The sequence below is a fragment of the Microbacterium sp. genome (assembly GCF_049661145.1).
Lineage (GTDB): Bacteria > Actinomycetota > Actinomycetes > Actinomycetales > Microbacteriaceae > Microbacterium.
This window is the reverse complement of sequence record NZ_JBASZT010000194.1, coordinates 1-1518: the sequence shown is the minus strand read 5'-3', so window position 1 is coordinate 1518 and position 1518 is coordinate 1. Positions and strand designations below refer to the sequence as shown.

Sequence of the window (1518 nt, the reverse complement as noted above, 5' to 3'; positions counted from 1 at the left end):
CGTCCGTGTCGGTGCGCAGCCGGCCGCCGCGCTCGCCGGTGCGGCCGAGCACGAGCGTCTCGCGCAGCACCGCCGATGACCCAGCGGCGAGGCGGACTGTGAGCGTGCGGGCGAGCTCCCCGTCATCCGTGACGACGGTGGGCAGCCCGTCCCAAGTGAGGTGCGCGTCCGCGGCGAGGTCGAGATGCGCGTGCCACTGCGACGCGTCGCCGGCGTCGCCGCGTCCGTAGACGACCAGACCGCCGATGTCGACGAGTCCGAGCGTGCAGCCGGCGCCGACGCGGATCCGCACGCGCACCTCGTCGCCGGGCAGGAGCATGGCGCCGCCGGCGACGAGTGCGACGCGAACCGAGCGTGCCCGCCGGCGGACGAGACGCGGAACCACCAGCTCGCCGGATAAGACACACGAGACCTCATCGCCGCGCCCCGCGATCTCGACGACGGTCTCGGTCACGACGAGTGCGGGTGGCTGTGCGCATGCGCGTGCACCTCGTCTCCGTCGGCGTGTGTGTGCAGATAGCCGTTGCCGTCCTCGTCGGCGTGGAAGTGCGGCGCCATCGGACCCGGGTCCTGCGGTACGTGCGAACCGGCGCGGTGCGCGGCGAGCACCTCGAGCACCCACGCGCGCAGTGCGGCCACCGACGCGGCATCGCTGCGCGACAGCGCGAGCACCGGGCGGCCCTCGCGCGCCGCGGTCGCATCGGCGACCATCTGCGACACGTCCACGCCGACGTACGGCGCGAGGTCGGTCTTGTTGACGACCAGCAGATCGGCGCGCCCGATGCCGGGGCCGCCCTTGCGGGCGACGTCGCCGCCGCCCGCGACGTCGAGCACGAAGATCTGCGCGTCGACGAGGGCCGGCGAGAACGTCGCGGTCAGGTTGTCGCCGCCGGACTCGATGACGACCAGGTCGAGCGGAGCGAAGGCGCGCTCGAGGTCTTCCGCGGCCAGCAGGTTGGCGGTCACATCGTCGCGGATCGCGGTGTGCGGGCAGGCGCCGGTCTCCACCGCGACGATGCGCTCGGGCTCGAGCACGCCCGCCGAGCGCAGGAAGCGGGCGTCCTCGTCGGTGTAGATGTCGTTGGTGATGACGCCGATGCGGATCTCGCCGGCGAGGGCCCGGCAGACCGTCGCGATGAGCGACGACTTTCCGGTGCCGACGGGGCCGGCGACCCCGAGTCGCAGCGCGCGGGGGGTGCGGGATGGGGATTCAGGCACGGAAGAGCCTCCTCGTGGATCGGGCGTGGACCTCGGCCCACGTCTCGGATTGTGGTGCGCTGAGCGCGGGGATCTCGTCCGGGGCGGTGATCGCGGCGACCGCCGCGAGCGCGCCCTCCGCCTCGCCACAGAGCCGCGAGACGAGCGCGACGAGTTCGAGCGGATCGCGCGGTTCCAGCTTGAGCACTGCGGCGGCGGCCGCCTGCAGGTCCTCGTAGACGACGAGGCGGGCAAGGTCCAGCGGCGCGATGCCGAGCCCGGCGGCGACCACGCCGAGCACGCACGCGCGCGGCGGAGGCG

The 1518-nt window shown here is 73.9% G+C and carries 3 protein-coding genes; all 3 read right to left on the bottom strand.

Annotated elements, in window-relative coordinates; all coding sequences use genetic code 11:
- Positions 1–454 (bottom strand): urease accessory protein UreD (locus WBP48_RS08325; RefSeq protein WP_424438849.1); only part of this gene is annotated, 454 nt, incomplete at its 3' end.
- Positions 451–1218 (bottom strand): urease accessory protein UreG, encoded by a 768-nt coding sequence (gene ureG / locus WBP48_RS08320; RefSeq protein ID WP_424438846.1) that lies wholly within the window; start codon positions 1216–1218, stop codon positions 451–453. The genes ureG and WBP48_RS08325, both read right to left, overlap by 4 nt.
- A partial coding sequence (locus WBP48_RS08315; RefSeq protein WP_424438843.1) for an urease accessory UreF family protein occupies positions 1211–1518 on the bottom strand: 308 nt, incomplete at its 5' end. The genes ureG and WBP48_RS08315, both read right to left, overlap by 8 nt.